The organism is Pseudomonas campi, assembly GCF_013200955.2.
GTDB lineage: Bacteria > Pseudomonadota > Gammaproteobacteria > Pseudomonadales > Pseudomonadaceae > Aquipseudomonas > Aquipseudomonas campi.
This window is the reverse complement of the sequence record NZ_CP053697.2, coordinates 2496744-2509880: the sequence shown is the minus strand read 5'-3', so window position 1 is coordinate 2509880 and position 13137 is coordinate 2496744. Positions and strand designations below refer to the sequence as shown.

The following is a 13137-nucleotide window of genomic DNA, read 5'->3' as shown; positions in this document are numbered from 1 at the left end:
GGCTGGAATGGGCAAAGCTGACAAAGTTGTAATCTTCGCGTCAGCTTAGCGCCAGTTGCCGGCGCCTAGAGTGGGGCATCGTCCATCCATGGAGCCTCACTCATGTCCGCTCGTATTCTTTTGCCGCTGCTCTGCGCCCTCAGCCTGCCTGCCCTGGCTGGTCAGGGTCACTTCAGTTTCGGCCAACCGGCTAAAGCGGCCGAGGTCGACCGCACCGTGGAAATCGTCCTCGGCGATATGTACTACGAGCCGGGCAGCGTGCAGGTCAAGGCCGGCGAGACCGTGCGCTTCGTGCTGAAGAACGAGGGCGCGCTGCTGCACGAATTCAGCCTGGGCGATGCGGCCATGCACGCCGAGCACCAGAAGCACATGCTGATGATGCAGCAGATGGGCATGCTCACTCCGACCGGCATGCAGCACGACATGAGCAAGATGGACCACAGCCAGCACGATATGAGCGGCATGCAACACGGCAAGATGGCCCACGACGACCCGAATACGGTGATGCTCGAACCGGGCCAGAGCGCCGAGCTGATCTGGACCTTCAGCCAGAGCACCGGCCTGGAGTTCGCCTGCAATATCCCCGGCCACTACCAGGCGGGCATGGTCGGTAACGTCGAGGTCAAGCCGTGAAGCGTCTGCTACTGGCTGTCGGGCTACTGGGCCTGAGCCTGACCGCCCAGGCCGCTCGCTACGAACTGGTGATCGACGAGGGCCAGGTGCGCTTCAGCGACGGCGTGCGCCCGGCGCTGACCGTCAACGGCCAGAGCCCGGCGCCGGAGCTGCGCTTTCAGGAAGGCGAGGCGGTGGAAATCGTCGTCACCAACAAACTGGAGCGCATGAGCGCGCTGCACTGGCACGGCATCCTGCTGCCCTACACCCAGGACGGCGTGCCGGGCATCAGCTTCCCCGGCATCCAGCCGGGCGAGACCTTCACCTACCGCTTCACGGTCAACCAGTCCGGCACCTACTGGTACCACGCCCATGCCGACTTCCAGGAACAGGAGGGCATCTACGGGCCGCTGATCATCGAGCCCAAGGGCCGCCAGCCGTACCGCTACGACCGCGAATACACGGTGCTGCTGTTCGACTGGCAGGACGAGAAGCCGGAGCGCACCCTGGCCAACCTGAAGAAGCAGGCCGATTACTACAACGACCAGCAGCCGACCCTCGGCGACCTGCTGCGCGACGCCAAACGCGATGGCTGGAGCGCGGCGCTCAAGGATCGCTGGGACTGGGGCAACATGCGCATGGCCAAGACCGACATCGCCGATGTCAGCGGCTTCCGCTTCCTGGTCAACGGCCGCGACACCGAGCAGAACTGGACCGCACTGTTCAAGCCGGGCGAGCGCGTGCGCCTGCGCATCATCAACGGCTCGGGCATGAGCTACTTCGACCTGCGCATCCCCGGCCTGGCCATGACCGTGGTGCAGGCCGACGGCAACGACGTACAACCGGTGACTGTCGACCAGCTGCGCATCGCGGTGGCGGAAACCTACGACGTGATCGTCCAGCCCAAGGAAGACAAGGCCTACACCCTGTTCGCCGAATCCATGGACCGTCGCGGCTATGCCCGCGCCACCCTGGCGCCGCGGGCCGGCATGCAGGGCGAGGTGCCCGAGCTGCGGGCGCCGCGCCTGCTGAGCATGGCCGACATGGGCATGGCCCACGCCGGGATGGATCATGGCGGCATGGATCACGGCGCGATGGCTGATGGCGAGATGGCCGGCATGGATCATTCGGCCATGGCAGGTATGGACCATTCGAAGATGAGCGGGGTGGATCACTCGGCGATGGCGGGGATGGATCATTCGCAGATGGCCGGCATGGACCATGGTGCGATGAATCACGCGGCCATGGCCCAGGCGAACAATCCGGACTACGCCGCCGGCAGCGGCATCGCCCCCGAACCGGTGGATGGCGGGCGGGTGCTGGTTTACGGCGACCTCAAGGCCATGCGCCCGGCCGCCGGCTATCGCGCCCCGGATCGCACCATCGAGCTGCAGCTGACGGGCAACATGGAGCGCTACTTCTGGTCGTTCAACGGGGTGAAATACTCCGAGGCCGAGCCGATCCGCCTCAAGTACGGCGAGCGCGTGCGCTTTCGCTTCGTCAACCAGACCATGATGAACCACCCCATGCACCTGCACGGCATGTGGATGCAGCTGGACAAGGGCAACGGCCAGTTCAACCCGCTCAAGCACGTAGTCAACGTGGCGCCGGGGCAGACCCTGGAAGTGGACGTGCCGGTCGATGCCATGGGCGAGTGGGCCTTCCATTGCCACCTGATCTACCACATGGGCAGCGGTATGTTCCGCAAGATCGTGGTCGAGGCGGCCGATGGCAGCACTCAGCCGTTCTACAGCGAGCAGCCGGCGGCCAAGGAGAGCGAACATGCGCACCATTAATCTGCTGCCGGCGCTGCTGCTGGCCACCCCGGCGCTGGCCATGGAACCGCACATGGACGCCATGCCGGTGGCCAAGCTGGCCGTGGATCACCTGGAACAGCGTTTCGATGGCGACGACCAGGCCCTGGCCTGGGAGCTGGAGGCGACCTATGGCAACGACCTGCACAAGGCAGTACTGAAAAGCAGCGGTGAGCGTGCTGACGGCGGGCCGACCGAGTCCAGCGAGACCCAGCTGCTCTATCGGCGCATGGCCAGCGAGTTCTTCGACTGGCAGGCCGGCGTTCGCCATGACGATCAGCCGGGACCGCAGCGCAGCTATGCCGTGCTCGGCATGAAAGGCCTGGCGCCCCAGTGGATCGAGCTGGACGCCAATCTGTTCGTCAGCGAACGCGGCGACCCGTCGCTGCGCGTCGAGGCCGAGTATGAGCTGCTGCTGGGCCAGCGCTGGGTGCTGGAACCCAAGCTGGAATACGACCTGGCGTTGGCCGACGACCGCGACCTGGGTGTCGGCGCCGGTGGCAGCACCCTGGAGGCCGGGCTGCGCCTGAATTACCGGGTCAGTCCGCAGTTTTCGCCCTATGTCGGCTATGTCTGGGAGAAGACCTACGGCCGCACGGGCGACTGGCTGCGCGACGAAGGCGAGCATGACGAGGAGGGCGCCTGGGTGCTGGGGCTGAAGTTCTGGTTGTGAATCACCCCTCTCCCCAGCCCTCTCCCGTGAACGGGAGAGGGGGCGGCCAGCCTGTAGCCCGGATGTAATCCGGGGCGGAGTGGCCTGCTTCCCGGATTTACGGAGACTGCGCCCCGAACGCGAGCCTGACGAGGAGGGCGCTTGGGTGCTGGCGTTGAAGTTCTGGTGTGAGTCACCCCTCTCCCATTTATGGGAGAGGGGCCGGGGGAGAGGGGGGTGGGCAATTTACCCTCTCCCCAGCGCTCTCCCGTGAACGGGCGAGGGGGCCGCCGGCCTGTAGCCCGGATGCAATCCGGGGCGGAGTGGCCTGCTTCCCGGATTGCATCCGGGCTACGGGTGACGAGAGGGCTCTGGGCATGGGGTACAATGCCCGCCGTTTTCCGCTTTCCAGGCCGTCGCCATGCAGCATCCTGCCGAACACTCGCCGCTGGGCAAGTCCAGCGAATACCTTTCCAGCTACAGCCCCGAGCTGCTGTTCCCGATTCCGCGCGCCACCAAGTGGGCCGAACTGGGGCTGACGGCCAGCACCTTGCCCTATCAGGGCGTGGACTACTGGAACTGCTACGAACTGTCCTGGCTGCTGCCGTCCGGCAAGCCAGTGGTGGCCATCGGCGAGTTCGCCATCCCGGCCGACTCGCCGAATATCATCGAGTCCAAGTCGTTCAAGCTCTATCTCAATTCGCTGAACCAGAGCGTCTATGCCAGCCAGACCGAGGTCGAGCAAGTACTGGCGCGCGACCTATCGGCCTGCGCTGCTGCGCCGGTGGCGGTGCGGGTGCGCAGTCTGGATGCGGTGGCCGCCGAGGGCGTGGCCCTGTTGCCGGGGCGCTGCGTCGATGAGTTGGAGATTGCGGTCAGCGACTACGCCCATCCGCGGCCCGAACTGCTGCGCTGCGCTGCGGACGAGATCGTCGAGGAAACCCTGTATAGCCACCTGCTCAAGTCCAACTGCCCGGTCACCGGCCAGCCCGACTGGGGCACCCTGGTGGTCGAGTACCGCGGCCCGCGTCTGGATGCCGCCAGCCTGCTGGCCTACGTGGTGAGCTTCCGCCAGCACCAGGACTTCCACGAGCAGTGCGTGGAACGGGTGTTCCTCGACCTGCAGCGCGTGTTGCAGCCGCAGCGCCTGACGGTGTATGCCCGCTACGTGCGGCGCGGCGGGCTGGATATCAACCCCTACCGCAGCACGGGGCCGATCAGCCCGGACAATCGGCGGTTGGTGCGCCAGTAAGCAAAAAGCCGCTGTTCACTAAAGGAAAACGCCGCTTTCCTCCTCCTGGAAAGCGGCGTTTTTCCTTGCGGCAAATGCAGCGGCCATGCAACGGGAGAATGACTTTCTGGCAACCCGGATAGTCCCCTCTCCCACTTGTGGGAGATTCTATGTTGCTACGCAACACCTTCCATCCCTGCCGGCTGATATTCGCTTTGGTTTTTCATCAAGGCGAATGCCACCCGTGCGATCTTTCTGGCCATGATCACGTAGACCTGCGTGGCCTTTAGGCCACGTGCCAAATAGCGCTCGTAAACAGGCTTCCAGATGTCACTGCGGGACGCGGCCATGGACGCGTTGTGCAGCAACCGCCGCGGCTCAGAGTCGCCTCGTTTGGATAGGCGTCGGCGCCCTGTTTTCTGGCCAGAGTCGCTTACCCGCAAGTCCAGCCCCAAGAAGGCGATAAACGCATCGCTGCTTTTAAAATCACCCCGTGAAAACGAGGTTGCCAAGGCTGCGGCGGTAAGTGGTCCTACGCCCTCGATCCCCTCACACCTTCGTACTTGGGACGTTAATCCTGCTTCCTCAATTAGCGTGTGAAGCATTTTTTGAATCTGGGTATCCACCTTCGCTATTACCGCCAGTAGCTCTTTAAGCTGGCGTTTGAGCATCGGCTCGTCTGCCCAGCTCTGATTCAGGGCAACCTTGATTTGTACCAGTTGGCTTCTTTTACGCATCAGCCCCTGAAGCTTGCTAAAGCCCTTAGGTGGCGGGCTCCACGGACGCAGGTCTTCAAGTTCGTTGGTTAGGTAACGAGCTAAAAGGCGAGCATCAGAGAAGTCGGTTTTGGACCTTCCGCCGGTACCTTTGCGGTAGTTGCTAAGGCGGTAGCCGTCGATCACGTAAAGCGTATGGCCCATCGCATGAGCCAACTCCACCGTTTGTATGTGATAAGAGCTCGTGGCTTCCAGGGCGATCAAACTGCCTTTGGGCAACGATCTCAGCCACTTCTTGATCGGACCAAGCTCGTTGATGACGATAAGGGTTTCTTGCAGGTCTGCGCGATAGACGACCAGTTCAGTCTTGGCCACATCGACACCTGCGACCGTTTGCGAAGTGATGGTTGTCATGAACAATCCTCCACGCTAGGTTTTCAGGGCTTGTTGGGGCTTTTACCAAAGCGCGCTGGCTTGCCTCTATCGTCGGTTTTCCCGATGCATTCTTTATCGGCGCTCTTTGGTTGAAGAGGTGGGGCGAGGTCTCCCACGGTCTGTACTGGCTAGAGTCAGATTTGGCTTGTCGGTCCCACCACCCCTTCAAGTTTCGAACATACAAGAGGGTTAGGGAGAGGGTTGGGGAGAGGGGCGCACTTGACCACTACAAGCGGCCTGCCTGACCCTCTCCCCCGGCCCCTCGGCTTTGGCTTCCTGCGTCGCCCTACCTCCTGCATCCATGCAGTCGTCTCCCGTAAACGGGAGAGGGGAGTAAAGCGCTTAGGGTTTGTAGCCCGGATGCAATCCGGGAGCGGAGCTGCCTGCTTCCCGGATTGCATCCAGGCTACGACTGAGGCGCCGCCGGACACTGAGTGGGCAAAGAAAAACGCCGGGGCTGTGCGAAGCAGGCGCGGCGTTTTTCTTAGATGAACAGCACCCGCATGCTGCGGGCTTCTCTTTGGTAGCCCGGATGCAATCCGGGGTGGGTACTCAGATCCCCATATTGGCCAGGCTTTGCAGGATATTGCGCAGGGTGCCGGCGAGGGTCGGGTGCTGGCTTTCGAAGCGCTCCACGGCCAGGTTGACGCCATCGACCAGGCTGGCATCCGGCGCGCTGGCCAGCTCCTTGGCCAGTTTCAGGTCGATCTCCTGCATCAGTTCGAGCAGGGCGGCGCGGTCGTTCACGTCCAGCGGGATATCGGTGGCGAGCTCGTCGCGCAGTTGCTGAAGATGTTGCTGCAGGCGTGCGGGCATGGTTTCTCTCCTTCAAGACAACAAAGTGGACCCTCGCCCGACAGCAAAGGTCCGTCCCTTTGTTTGAAGGTTAATCCAGCTCGCGCGCTCTTGCCTGATCGGGATCAAAAGCGCTCAGGGTTTTTCGCCTTTCTGCCGGCGCATGGCGAGATCTTCCAGGCAGGCCGGCACTTCACTCGGGTGATCGATCACCGAGTGCGCGCCGAGGCGATAGAGCTGCAGGGTCGCTTCGACCCGCAGCTTCTCGCGCTCAGTGCTCGGCAGGGCTTGCCAGTCGCCCAGGGCCAGGCCGCACAGCGAGCCGCAGGTGGCCAGGCCGATGCACCACAGTCCGGCATTGAGCCCGGCTTGCAGCAGGCGCGGTTCGCTGGCGATCAGCACGCAGCTGTGCAGACGGTCGACCTGCAGGCCGCTGAGGGCCTGCCAGATGCTGTCCGGTGCCGGCCAGGGGCGACCAGCGCCATGCTGCCCGGCTTCAAGCCAGGCGGGCAGGGCAGCGGCCAGGCGGGCGCTGGCGGCTGGCGGTAATTCGTCGAGCCAGGCCGCCGGCAGTTGCTGGCGCTGTACCTGGGCGAGCAGTTCACTGACACCCGGCAGGCATTCCGCATGTTCGGCAGCGCTGGCCAGCAAGGCGGCGTCATCCAGCGGGCCGGCGGTGTGGGCGAGGGCAACCGGCAAGGTGCGGGCGCCGAAGTCCACCAGGCAGCCGGAGAGGCCGAACAGCAAGGCATTGAATGTGGGGGCTGCGTTGGGGCTGGGCATGACGTGGGTTCCCGGGATTCACGGGGCAGGCTAGTCCATATCGATGACGTTTCAGTGACGCCGAGGTTTCAGCCTCTCAGGCGCCCATGACACTGCGCAGGCTGTCGGGCACCGGCACCGAGGCGTTGCTGGCATGGTCGATCCACACCAGCTTGCAATGGCCTTCGCCGTAGCAGTTGTGCGGATCTTCGCGGGTGCTCAGGCGATGCTCGACCACCAGGCTGCTGCGCCCGACCGCGCCGGCATAGAGTTCGATGACCACGGTAGCCGGATGCACCACCGGCTTGAGGTAGGTGTGCAGGGTCTGCAGGACGACCGGCCCCTGCGGTGCATGGTCGATGGCAATGCCGACGAGGGCGAACCACTCGACGCGGGCTTCCTGCACATATTCGAGATAGACGGTGTTGTTGACGTGGCCGTAGTTGTCCATATCGCCCCAGCGAACCGGGATATGGGCGGTGTGCAGAAGGCGTTTTTCCGTCATGGGTTCGTCCGCTATGCTGCTGTCTTAAGAGGCCGGGCTGTTTATACTGCGCGACCTGATGGGCTGGCCGTGGGCCGCCACACTACTGATGCCATGGAGAGACTGCAAATGCGTATGGCTGCTGTAAGCTGGATCGAGCGTCTGGGTCGTTTGTGTGCCTGTGCCACCCTGGTGCTGGTTCCGGCACTGGTGCAGGCCTCTGAAGATGATCCGTGGGAGTCCTTCAATCGTCCGGTGTTCCGCTTCAATGACACCGTTGATACCTACGCGCTGAAGCCATTGGCGCAGGGCTATCAGGCCGTGACCCCGCAGTTTCTCGAAGAGGGCGTGCACAACGTCTTCGGCAATATTGGCGATGTCGGCAACCTGGCCAACAACCTGCTGCAAGGCAAGGTGCATGATGCGGGCGTGGATACCGGTCGCCTGATCTTCAACACCACCTTCGGCGTGCTGGGCTTCTTCGACGTGGCGACCCACATGGGCCTGCAGCGCAGCGACGAAGACTTCGGTCAGACCCTGGGTGCCTGGGGCCTGAACAGTGGCCCGTACCTGGTGCTGCCGTTCATGGGGCCGAGCAGCGTGCGGGATGCCGGGGCGAAGATTCCGGACAGCTACCTGGGCATGTACCCCTACATCGACCATGTGCCGACCCGCAACGTCACCCGGGGCGTCAATGTCATCGATATCCGCGCCAGCCTGCTTGAGGCCGAGAAGATGGTCAGTGGCGACAAGTACATCTTTATCCGCAACGCCTACCTGCAGAATCGCGAATTCCGCGTGCAGGACGGTGAAGTGGTCGACGATTTTTGATCGTCGGCAGGTAAACGAAAAAGGCGGCCTAGGCCGCCTTTTTCATGTCCGGATGTAACTCAGGTCATCGACAGGATGGCCAGCCCGATGGATTGGCGCCCATCGCCCAGGTCGATGATGCGCATCACTTCGCTTTCGGCATTGAGCCCCTGCAGCTCGTTGTGATCGGAGGCGATATGCACGTTGACCTTCTGGCCCATGGTTACGCTGCACTCTGCTTCCAGTTGCATGCCGGTGCTCGACAGGTCGAGGCACAGGGCGGGTATGACGCTGCCATCAATGTGCAGGGTGACTGGGGCTTCCAGTCGCATGCGGATGAAGTCACGTTTCTCGCTGTAGGCACGATCGCTTTGGCTCATGGACCCTGTCCTCTTGTTTTATGGGTTCTCCCGCAGGTCGTTATAACCCCCGCGGATTTGAGGTGTAAAGTCGCCGGGCGACAATCGGCACCGGCTTGAATCGACCGCAGGATGGGAGTACCGTCTGCGCCGTGAAATGATCGTGTGCGGAAGCCTCCGAACACCCATCGCCAACTCCCTCTCCGGCGTCGTTTGCCTGGATACTGCATGCACAATCCCAGCGCCAAGCTGCTGATTATTGATGATGACGAGGTGGTTCGTGCCAGCCTCGCCGCCTACCTCGAGGACAGCGGGTTCACTGTCCTGCAGGCCTCTAATGGCTTGCAGGGGCTGGAAGTCTTCGAGCTGCAGCGCCCCGATCTGGTCATCTGCGATTTGCGCATGCCGCAGGTCGATGGCCTCGAACTGATCCGCCGAATCAATGTGCTCAACACCGAAGTACCGGTGATCGTGGTCTCCGGTGCCGGGGTGATGAGCGATGCCGTCGAGGCCCTGCGCCTGGGTGCCGCCGACTACCTGATCAAGCCCCTGGAAGACCTCGCCGTACTCGAGCACTCGGTGCGCCGCGCGCTCGACCGTACTCATCTGCGCCTGGAGAACCAGCGCTACCGCGAGAAGCTGGAAACCGCCAACCGCGAGCTGCAGGCCAGCCTGCACCTGTTGCAGGAAGACCAGAACGCCGGGCGCCAGGTGCAGATGAACATGCTGCCGCTGACCCCTTGGCGGGTCGACGGGCTGGAGTTCGCCCACCAGATCATTCCGTCGTTGTACCTGTCGGGTGACTTCGTCGATTACTTCCGGGTCGATGAGCGGCGCATAGGCTTCTATCTGGCCGACGTATCGGGTCACGGCGCCTCCTCGGCCTTCGTCACCGTGCTGCTGAAATTCATGACCACTCGTCTGTTGTACGAGTCGCGCCGCGGTGGTCTGTTACCCGAATTCAAGCCTTCCGATGTCCTGGCTCATATCAACCGGGGCCTGATCAACTGCAAGCTGGGCAAGCACGTGACCATGCTCGGCGGGGTGATCGATGAGCAGAGCGGCAAGCTGACCTACAGCATTGGCGGGCACTTGCCGCTGCCGGTGTTGTACAGCGAAGGTCAGGCCCACTATCTGGAGGGCCGCGGCCTGCCGGTCGGTCTGTTCAATGAAGCGGTCTACAGCGATCTGCAAATGGACCTGCCGAAGTCATTCAGCCTGACCCTGCTGTCAGACGGCATTCTGGATCTTTTGCCCGGCGATACACTCAAAGAGAAGGAAGCCGTATTGCCGCAGCTGATAAGCTCGGCCGGCGGTACGCTCGATGGGCTGCGTCAGGTCCTCGGGCTGGCCAATCTGGGCGAGATGCCCGATGATATCGCCTTGCTGGTGTTGAGCAGGAACCTTGCATGAATCCTGGGAATAGCCCCGGTAGAATCCAGTTTGCCGAGAAGGACGGTACCTTCGTCCTGAAGTTCATCGGTGAAGTGCGCCTGACCTTGTGCTCGGCGCTGGACTCCACAATCGAAAAAATCTTCACGGCGCTGAATTTTTCGGCGATCGTTATCGATCTGACGGAAACCCGCAGCATCGATAGCACCACGCTGGGCCTGCTGGCCAAGCTCTCGATCCTGTCGCGGCAAAAGATCGGCCTGTTGCCGACCGTGGTGACCACCCACGCGGATATCACCCGGCTGCTGCAGTCGATGGGTTTCGATCAGGTGTTCAATATCGTCAACCAGCCGATCCCTTGTCCGGAGTCCCTGGATGACCTGCCGTCGCAGGATCATTCGGAAGCGGTGGTCAAGGCCAAGGTGCTGGAAGCGCACCGCATCCTCATGGGCCTCAACGACTCCAATCGCGAGGCGTTCCATGACCTGGTGAGTGCGCTGGAACGCAGCTGACGTTCAGCACTACAAAAAGGGCGACCCCAGGGTCGCCCTTTTTATTGCCTGACGCATTCTCCGTCACGCCCGGTGGGAGCAGCTTCCACTGCGAAGCGCCCCCTTCAGATGGCATTCAAGCCCGCGCGGCGAGCAGCGCCTCGAGCTTTTCCTGGTCACGGGCGAACAGGCGAATGCCCTCGGCGAGCTTCTCGGTGGCCATGGCGTCTTCGTTGAGGGCCCAGCGGAAGCTGTTCTCGTCCAGGCTCTGGCGGGCTTCACCGCTGCCGGCATTGAGCAGGCGCGGCAGCTCGCCCTGGTCATCGCTCAGTTGCTGCAGCAGGTCCGGGCTGATAGTCAGGCGATCGCAGCCGGCCAGTTGTTCGATCTGGCCCAGGTTGCGGAAGCTCGCGCCCATCACCACGGTCTGGTAGCCGTTGGCCTTGTAGTACTGGTAAATGCGCGCCACCGACTGCACGCCCGGGTCTTCAGCGCCGACGAAGTCGCGGCCCTCGGCCTTCTTGTACCAGTCGTAGATGCGCCCGACGAAGGGCGAGATGAGGAATACCCCGGCATCGGCGCAGGCCACTGCCTGGGCGAAGGAGAACAGCAGGGTCAGGTTGCACTGGATGCCGGCTTTTTCCAGCTGCTCGGCGGCGCGGATGCCTTCCCAGGTGGAGGCGATCTTGATCAGCACGCGCTCGCGGCCGATGCCGGCCTGGTCATACAGACCAATGATGCGCTCGGCGCGGCGCAGGGTGGCCTGGGTGTCGAAGGACAGGCGCGCGTCCACTTCGGTGGAGATGCGCCCCGGAATCACCTTGAGGATCTCCTGGCCGACGGCCACGCCGAAGCGGTCACAGGCCAGGCCCAGATCGCCCTGGCAGCCGGCCACGGCTTCATCCAGCAGGTGGGCGTAGCGCGGCAGGGCGGCGGCTTTGAGCAACAGGGAAGGGTTGGTGGTGGCGTCCACCGGCTTGAGCCGGCTGATCGCGTCGAGGTCGCCGGTGTCGGCGACCACGGTGGTGTACTGCTTGAGTTGATCCAGTTTGGAAGTCATGACGAAACCCTGTCGTTGCAAGTGGCATGACCTTACCCGAGCGCAGAGGCCCGCTCAACGGTCTGGCGTGCGCATTTCCAACAGGTTTCAGCGACCGACGAGCAACTCGCCAGCCTGATCGAGCAGGGCCAGCGGGTCCTTGACCTTGTGCACATCCACCGAAAGCAGTTGGCGGAAGCGGCGTGCCCCGGAGAAGCCCTGGGCCAGGCCCAGCACATGGCGGGTGATGTGGTGCATCACGCCGCCGTCGGCAATGTGCTGCTCGATATACGGACGCATGCGCGCCAGTGCTTCGGCGCGGCTGATCACCGGGCCTGGCTGGCCGAACAGCAGTTGATCGACTTGGGCCAGCAGGTAGGGGTTGTGGTAGGCCTCGCGGCCGAGCATCACGCCGTCGAATGTCTGCAGGTGCTGCTGGCATTCCTCCAGGGTCTTGATCCCGCCGTTGAGGATAATCTCAAGCTCAGGGAAGTCCTGCTTGAGCTGCGCGGCGACCTCATAGCGCAGCGGCGGTACTTCGCGGTTTTCCTTGGGTGACAGGCCTTCGAGAATGGCGATGCGCGCGTGCACGGTGAAGCTGGTGCAGCCGGCATCGCGTACCGTACCGACGAAGTCGCACAGCTCGGCATAGCTGTCGCGGCCGTTGATGCCGATCCGGTGCTTGACCGTGACCGGAATCGACACCGCGTCCTGCATGGCCTTGACGCAATCGGCCACCAACTGCGGATGGCCCATCAGGCAGGCGCCAATCATGTTGTTCTGCACCCGGTCGCTGGGGCAGCCGACATTCAGGTTGACCTCGTCGTAGCCATGCTGCTCGGCCAGCCTAGCGCAGGCCGCCAGCTCCGCCGGGTTGCTGCCGCCCAGCTGCAGGGCCAGCGGGTGTTCACAGTCGTTGTAACGCAGAAAACGCTCGGCCTCGCCATGCAGCAGGGCGCCGGTGGTGACCATCTCGGTGTACAGCAGGGCCTGGCTGGACAGCTGGCGCAGGAAGAAGCGGCAGTGGCGGTCCGTCCAATCCATCATCGGCGCGACGGAGAAACGGCGGGACAGGCGAGGCGGGGTGGCAGTATCGGCAATCATGGCGGCTATCGGTCTTTCGGCTGCGGTCCGCAGGAGCCCAGCGGGCTGTGCGGAATAGGCCGCGCAGTTTACCAGCCCGTGGCCGCGCCGCGGGGAATTGCTCCCAAAGCACTATTGCCGGCGGCCGGCGCGCGGAGGAGGCTAGCGGCTAGGTCACCAGAGGTATCCGCGTGCTGGCGCCCGGGCAACAGCTGCATCGTCAAGGGTTCGGCCCTGGGCTCGAGCTGCTCTGGCTGCACGCCCCGGATGGCTTGCAGGCGGCCCTGGCGCTTGATCCGCAGCGTCAGCCACCTGTATCCGCGCTATGAACAGAAGGGTTTGGGCAGGGTAGATACGCAGGAGTAACAGGGTGGCTTTTCCCCCTCTCCCGTTTACGGGAGAGGGCTGGGGAGAGGGTCGCTGTTTGGACTATGCACTGAGCGTGGAGATATCAGTGTGCCA

Annotated in this window: 14 protein-coding genes; 7 read left to right on the top strand and 7 right to left on the bottom strand. The window is 63.1% G+C overall.

The window, feature by feature from the left end:
- Nucleotides 1–102: 102 nt before the first annotated feature.
- From HNE05_RS11700 to queF, 4 genes are all read left to right on the top strand, one after another.
- Complete coding sequence (locus HNE05_RS11700; protein WP_173207248.1) at nt 103–633, top strand: cupredoxin domain-containing protein; 531 nt, start codon at nt 103–105, stop codon at nt 631–633.
- Nucleotides 630–2408: a copper resistance system multicopper oxidase gene (locus HNE05_RS11695; protein WP_173207246.1), complete on the top strand. Its 1779-nt coding sequence runs from the start codon at nt 630–632 to the stop codon at nt 2406–2408. Before HNE05_RS11700 ends, HNE05_RS11695 begins: the two co-directional genes overlap by 4 nt.
- The gene (locus HNE05_RS11690; protein WP_173207243.1) at nt 2395–3099 is read left to right on the top strand and encodes a copper resistance protein B; all 705 of its coding nucleotides are present in this window, start codon (nt 2395–2397) and stop codon (nt 3097–3099) included. Before HNE05_RS11695 ends, HNE05_RS11690 begins: the two co-directional genes overlap by 14 nt.
- Before the next feature lie 400 nt (nt 3100–3499).
- Nucleotides 3500–4330, top strand: coding sequence for an NADPH-dependent 7-cyano-7-deazaguanine reductase QueF (gene queF, locus HNE05_RS11685; RefSeq protein WP_173207240.1), 831 nt, complete (start codon nt 3500–3502; stop codon nt 4328–4330).
- A gap of 155 nt (nt 4331–4485) precedes the next feature.
- Here the strand turns inward: queF and HNE05_RS11680 are convergent, their stop codons facing one another.
- The 4 genes from HNE05_RS11680 to HNE05_RS11665 form a co-directional block, all read right to left on the bottom strand.
- On the bottom strand, nt 4486–5439 hold the full coding sequence (locus tag HNE05_RS11680) for a transposase (RefSeq protein WP_173207237.1): 954 nt from the start codon (nt 5437–5439) through the stop codon (nt 4486–4488).
- Between the two features lie 573 nt (nt 5440–6012).
- On the bottom strand, nt 6013–6276 hold the full coding sequence (locus HNE05_RS11675; protein WP_173207232.1) for a DUF4404 family protein: 264 nt from the start codon (nt 6274–6276) through the stop codon (nt 6013–6015).
- Nucleotides 6277–6390: 114 nt separating this feature from the next.
- The gene (locus HNE05_RS11670) at nt 6391–7038 is read right to left on the bottom strand and encodes an HAD superfamily inactivated hydrolase PcrP (protein WP_173207229.1); all 648 of its coding nucleotides are present in this window, start codon (nt 7036–7038) and stop codon (nt 6391–6393) included.
- 76 nt (nt 7039–7114) lie between these two features.
- A complete protein-coding gene (locus HNE05_RS11665) occupies nt 7115–7522 on the bottom strand; it encodes an acyl-CoA thioesterase (RefSeq protein ID WP_173207226.1) in 408 nt (135 codons plus the stop codon).
- 108 nt (nt 7523–7630) lie between these two features.
- Between HNE05_RS11665 and HNE05_RS11660 the strand changes: the two genes are divergently transcribed.
- A complete protein-coding gene (locus HNE05_RS11660) occupies nt 7631–8332 on the top strand; it encodes an MlaA family lipoprotein (RefSeq protein ID WP_173207223.1) in 702 nt (233 codons plus the stop codon).
- Between the two features lie 59 nt (nt 8333–8391).
- On the opposite strand, the gene HNE05_RS11655 is transcribed toward HNE05_RS11660, so the two are convergent.
- Nucleotides 8392–8691, bottom strand: a complete 300-nt coding sequence (locus HNE05_RS11655; RefSeq protein WP_173207220.1) for a PilZ domain-containing protein — start codon at nt 8689–8691, stop codon at nt 8392–8394.
- A 207-nt stretch (nt 8692–8898) separates the two neighbouring features.
- Between HNE05_RS11655 and rssB the strand changes: the two genes are divergently transcribed.
- Both rssB and rssC read left to right on the top strand, forming a co-directional pair.
- Nucleotides 8899–10083 (top strand): two-component system response regulator RssB, encoded by a 1185-nt coding sequence (rssB, locus tag HNE05_RS11650; RefSeq protein ID WP_173207216.1) that lies wholly within the window; start codon nt 8899–8901, stop codon nt 10081–10083.
- Nucleotides 10080–10574 (top strand): anti-sigma factor antagonist RssC, encoded by a 495-nt coding sequence (gene rssC, locus HNE05_RS11645; RefSeq protein WP_173207213.1) that lies wholly within the window; start codon nt 10080–10082, stop codon nt 10572–10574. The genes rssB and rssC overlap by 4 nt, the downstream gene beginning before the upstream one ends.
- A gap of 115 nt (nt 10575–10689) precedes the next feature.
- Here rssC and tal read toward each other — a convergent pair whose 3' ends face one another.
- Complete coding sequence (tal, locus tag HNE05_RS11640) at nt 10690–11613, bottom strand: transaldolase (RefSeq protein WP_173207210.1); 924 nt, start codon at nt 11611–11613, stop codon at nt 10690–10692.
- Nucleotides 11614–11700: 87 nt separating this feature from the next.
- Nucleotides 11701–12696 (bottom strand): tRNA dihydrouridine(20/20a) synthase DusA, encoded by a 996-nt coding sequence (gene dusA, locus HNE05_RS11635; protein WP_173207206.1) that lies wholly within the window; start codon nt 12694–12696, stop codon nt 11701–11703.
- Nucleotides 12697–13137: the final 441 nt, after the last annotated feature.

Bases quoted from the DNA above. Each gene is read 5' to 3' on its own strand.
- HNE05_RS11700 (WP_173207248.1), top strand. From the start codon at position 103: ATGTCCGCTCGTATTCTTTTGCCGCTGCTCTGCGCCCTCAGCCTGCCT.
- HNE05_RS11690 (WP_173207243.1), top strand. From the start codon at position 2,395: ATGCGCACCATTAATCTGCTGCCGGCGCTGCTGCTGGCCACCCCGGCG.
- queF (WP_173207240.1), top strand. From the start codon at position 3,500: ATGCAGCATCCTGCCGAACACTCGCCGCTGGGCAAGTCCAGCGAATAC.
- HNE05_RS11680 (WP_173207237.1), bottom strand. From the start codon at position 5,439: ATGACAACCATCACTTCGCAAACGGTCGCAGGTGTCGATGTGGCCAAG.
- HNE05_RS11675 (WP_173207232.1), bottom strand. From the start codon at position 6,276: ATGCCCGCACGCCTGCAGCAACATCTTCAGCAACTGCGCGACGAGCTC.
- HNE05_RS11670 (WP_173207229.1), bottom strand. From the start codon at position 7,038: ATGCCCAGCCCCAACGCAGCCCCCACATTCAATGCCTTGCTGTTCGGC.
- HNE05_RS11665 (WP_173207226.1), bottom strand. From the start codon at position 7,522: ATGACGGAAAAACGCCTTCTGCACACCGCCCATATCCCGGTTCGCTGG.
- HNE05_RS11660 (WP_173207223.1), top strand. From the start codon at position 7,631: ATGCGTATGGCTGCTGTAAGCTGGATCGAGCGTCTGGGTCGTTTGTGT.
- HNE05_RS11655 (WP_173207220.1), bottom strand. From the start codon at position 8,691: ATGAGCCAAAGCGATCGTGCCTACAGCGAGAAACGTGACTTCATCCGC.
- rssB (WP_173207216.1), top strand. From the start codon at position 8,899: ATGCACAATCCCAGCGCCAAGCTGCTGATTATTGATGATGACGAGGTG.
- rssC (WP_173207213.1), top strand. From the start codon at position 10,080: ATGAATCCTGGGAATAGCCCCGGTAGAATCCAGTTTGCCGAGAAGGAC.
- tal (WP_173207210.1), bottom strand. From the start codon at position 11,613: ATGACTTCCAAACTGGATCAACTCAAGCAGTACACCACCGTGGTCGCC.
- dusA (WP_173207206.1), bottom strand. From the start codon at position 12,696: ATGATTGCCGATACTGCCACCCCGCCTCGCCTGTCCCGCCGTTTCTCC.